This is a genomic window from Skermanella sp. (assembly GCF_059503625.1).
On the sequence record NZ_JCACHA010000102.1, the window covers coordinates 1 to 3,908 of the forward strand.

Annotated in this window: 3 protein-coding genes; 2 read left to right on the forward strand and 1 reads right to left on the reverse strand. The window is 67.0% G+C overall.

What is annotated here, in order from left to right:
• Positions 1-1,750 (forward strand): type I secretion system permease/ATPase (locus tag AC5JJ6_RS02870; protein ID WP_496040600.1); only part of this gene is annotated, 1,750 nt, incomplete at its 5' end.
• 4 nt (positions 1,751-1,754) lie between these two features.
• Entirely contained in the window at positions 1,755-3,107 is a 1,353-nt protein-coding gene (locus tag AC5JJ6_RS02875) for an HlyD family type I secretion periplasmic adaptor subunit (RefSeq protein ID WP_496040601.1), read from the forward strand.
• Between the two features lie 185 nt (positions 3,108-3,292).
• Here the strand turns inward: AC5JJ6_RS02875 and AC5JJ6_RS02880 are convergent.
• A partial coding sequence (locus AC5JJ6_RS02880) for an anti-sigma factor (protein ID WP_496040602.1) occupies positions 3,293-3,908 on the reverse strand: 616 nt, incomplete at its 5' end.

Here is a 3,908-nt window from a genome sequence, read left to right on the forward strand (position 1 = left end):
TAATGTTCTGTCCGATGCTCTCAGTCGGTGCCGATACGCCTTGACGGGGGTGATGCTGTTCAGCGCCGTGCTGAACGTCCTGATGCTGACCTCGTCCGTCTACATGCTTCAGGTCTACGACCGCGTCCTGTCCTCGGGAAGCATCGAAACCCTGCTGTACCTGACGATCATCGCGGCCCTGGCGCTGCTGCTTCTCAGTCTGCTCGACACCCTGCGCAGCCGCATGCTCGATCGGGTCTCCACCTGGCTGGAAAGGCGTGTCGGCCCATTCGCCTTCCGCCGGGCGCTCGACGCCAGTCTCAACCAGCGCGACTACCAGGGCGAAAGCCTTCGGGATCTCGGTGCCGTCCGCACGTTCCTCGGCTCCGGCATCGCAACGCTGTTCGATGTTCCCTGGGTCCCTGTCTATCTCGCCGTCGTCTATCTGCTGCACCCCCTGATGGGGCACGTGGCGCTGGCCGGCGCCGTGATCCTGTTCCTGCTCGCTCTCGCCAGCGACCTCGCGGCCAGACGGCCACTCCGGGAAGCGAACCGGTCCGCGACCCGGAGCATGCGCACGGTAGATGGCGCCCTGCGCAATGCCGAGGCGATCGACGCCATGGGCCTGACCGACGGTGTCCTGCGGCGCTGGGCCGGATTGAGCCACGGGTCGCTTTCCATGCAGTCCCTCGCGAGCGACCGGGCCGCCGCCATCCAGGGCGCCGCGAAGTTCGTCCGGCTCTTCGTGCAGACGGCGATTCTCGGCGTCGGCGCCTGGCTGGTGATCCGGCAGGAGGTCAGCGGCGGCGCCATGATCGCCGGCTCGATCATCATGGGACGCGCCCTGGCCCCGGTCGAGCAGGCGATCGGAACCTGGAAGCAGATGATCCAGGCCCGCGAGGCCTATAGGCGTCTGGCCGCGTTCCTGGCGCTCCCGCCGCTGAGGGGGGAAGCCATGCCCCTCCCGGCGCCGGAAGGGCGGCTTTCGGTGGAGGGCGTCTGTTTCGGGCTTGCGGGGAAACCCCTGATCCTGAAGTCGGTCTCCTTCAAGGCCGATCCGGGCGAGGCGGTCTGCATCATCGGTCCTTCCGCCGCCGGCAAATCCTCCCTGGCCCGGTTGCTGGTTGGCGTCAGGAGCCCGCAGACCGGCATCGTCAGGCTCGACGGCGCCGATATCTTCTCCTGGCCGAGATCCGACCTTGGACGCCATGTCGGATATCTGCCCCAGGACGTCGAACTGTTTTCAGGCACGATCCGGGAGAACATCGCCCGTCTCGAGGAAGCGGACCCGGCGGATGTCGTCGCGGCGGCGCGCATGGCCAATTGCCACGACATGATCCTGAAGCTGGAAAAGGGTTATGACACGGAGATCGGCGAGGCCGGGGTCCGCCTCTCGGGTGGCCAGCGCCAGCGCATCGCACTGGCCAGGGCGGTGTTCGGCCGTCCTAGGCTGGTCATCCTGGACGAGCCGAACGCCAGCCTCGACGGCGAAGGCGAGGAAGCCCTGAACCGGGCTATCGCGGCCCTGAAAGCTAGTGGCTCGACCGTAATCGTGATCGGACACCGGCCCAGCCTGCTGCAGGAAGTCACAAAGGTCCTCGTGCTGGTGGCGGGACAGGTCGAGATGTTCGGCTTGCGCGCCGAAGTCATGGACCGGCTGACCCGGCGCAACGTCCAGCCGGTGGCGGCCGGCTCGCCGGCACAGGCGCAGGCGGCAGCCGGTTCGCGTTCCGCCATTCCCCAAGCCGCAACGCCAACGCCGGCGGAGTAAGAACATGAACGTCCTTTCGCGAAGCGTCGATCCTCGGCTTGGCCGGCCATCCGACCCGTTCGACATCCCGGACAGGCCCGCCGTCGGGCCTCTGTTCCGGACCGGGGCCACGGCGATCGTGCTGTGCCTCGGCGGGTTCGGCGCCTGGGCCGGTCTGGCTCCGCTGTCGAGCGCCGCCATGGCTCCCGGCATCGTCCGGGTCGAGACCGAGCGCAAGACCGTGCAGCATCTGGAAGGCGGCATCATCGCCGAACTGCTGGTCCGCGAAGGCGACCATGTTGCGGCGGGTCATGTTCTGCTCAGGCTGGACGATCTGGAAGCGAAGGCGCTGTATGACCTGCTCAAGGCGCAGCAGAGCGCCCTGGCGGCACAGCAGGCGAGGCTGATCGCCGAACGCGACGGCCATGACGACATACCGTTTCCGGAGTTCCTGCGCGAAGGGACGTCCAGCGGCAAGGTCGGTGAGATCGTTCGTGGGCAGCAACGTATCTTCGCCAGCGGACGTGAAGCACTCCAGGGCGAGGTCGATGTCCTGCACCAGCGCATAGCCCAGATAAACGCCCAGATCGAGGCCTTCGATGCCCAGGTGAAAGCGGGCGTCGACCAGCTTGCCCTGATCGACGAGGAGGTCGCTTCCGTCAAGGTCCTGGTGGAGAAGGGGCTGGAGCGCAAGCCGCGCCTGCTCGCGCTGGAAAGGAACGCCGCCTATCTCGCCGGTCAGCAGGGTGACTATGCCGGCCGCATCGCGCAGTCGAGGGAAACGATCGCCGGCGCCCGGATGGAAATTCTCAATGCCCGGCGTACCCGTGTCGAGAGGGCCGCGCTGGAACTGCGCGAGGTCGAAACCCAGCTGGCCCAGGTCGAGGAGCGGCTTGCCGAGGCCGGCGTCAAGCTGGATCGCCGTGAAGTTCTGGCTCCCCAGGCGGGCACCGTCCTCGATCTGCGCTACCATACTCTCGGCGGGGTGGTTCCTCCGGGTAACGAGATCCTGGATATCGTGCCGAGCGATGAAAGGCTGGTGGTCGAGGCGCGCCTCAGCCCGACCGACATCGATGTCGTCCACCACGGTCTGACTGCCAAGCTGGTGCTCTCCGCCTTCAAGAGCCGGACGACACCGCACATCGACGGCCGGGTCGTCCAGGTCTCTGCGGATGTCCGGCACGACGAGCGTACCGGCCAGCCCTATTACCTGGCGCGTGTCGAGACCGACGCTCGGCAGTTGGCCAATTTGGAAGGAATCGGGCTGACACCTGGCATGCCGGTGGAAACCATCATCCACACCGGCGACCACACCTTCTGGACCTACCTCGTCCAGCCCTTGACCGACAGCTTCAGGCGAGCCTTCCGGGAACAATGATCCTATCAGGGGCCGAAGCGATATTATAAACACAGACCAACTCGTACTCGATGACTAAACGAGCCTGGATCCTCGGAGAACGGCCGCTGTTCACATTGTTGGCCCAGGCTGCCCAGGAGCCGGCGGTTGGTAGCCAGGGCATCCTGCCTCACGACCGCACGGCGTAGCGGAAGTGGAGCCGCGTTTCACTGCGCCTCCACCAGAGTGCCGGTGAACAGCACCGGCCCACTTGGCGCTCCGGTCGGCGAGCCTCCTGCTGGTTCCAGACTGATGGCCAGGACACTGCCCTGTCGTACCAGATTAGGTGGTAGGCGATCCAACGGCACGCGCGTGACGCCGCCGCGCTCGATCAAGCCAAGTGACAGCGGCGCCCGCCCTCCTGGCACGACCCACAACTCGTAGGAACTGCCCGGCGGTGCCGGACGATCGCCGACGGGCGTCACGTTGGCACGCCGCATGGCCGGGATGCGAACGGCGAAGGCCGGGCCTTCGGGAGCCTGAAGCACGGCGACAAGGGCGGTTTCCGGCGGCTGGGAGGGTACGGGCCGCAGCGCCGGCACTGCCAGGAGGCAGGCGGCGGCGGTTGCCAGTGCGGCGGTCGCACGCCAAAGCGCCAGGCTGGACCACAGGCGCGCTGCAAGCGAGGAACGCTCCGTATGCGCCGGCTGGTCGACGGCGTCGATCGCCCGCTCGATCCGGTTCCACAGAGCGTCGGGCGCATCGACCGGTGCGACGGTGTCGGCGAAACCGCTCAGCCGCTCTTCCCATTCGGCCACCCGGCGGCGGAGGTCGGGGCTCTGC

Bases quoted from the DNA above. Each gene is read 5' to 3' on its own strand.
- AC5JJ6_RS02875 (WP_496040601.1), top strand. From the start codon at position 1,755: ATGAACGTCCTTTCGCGAAGCGTCGATCCTCGGCTTGGCCGGCCATCC.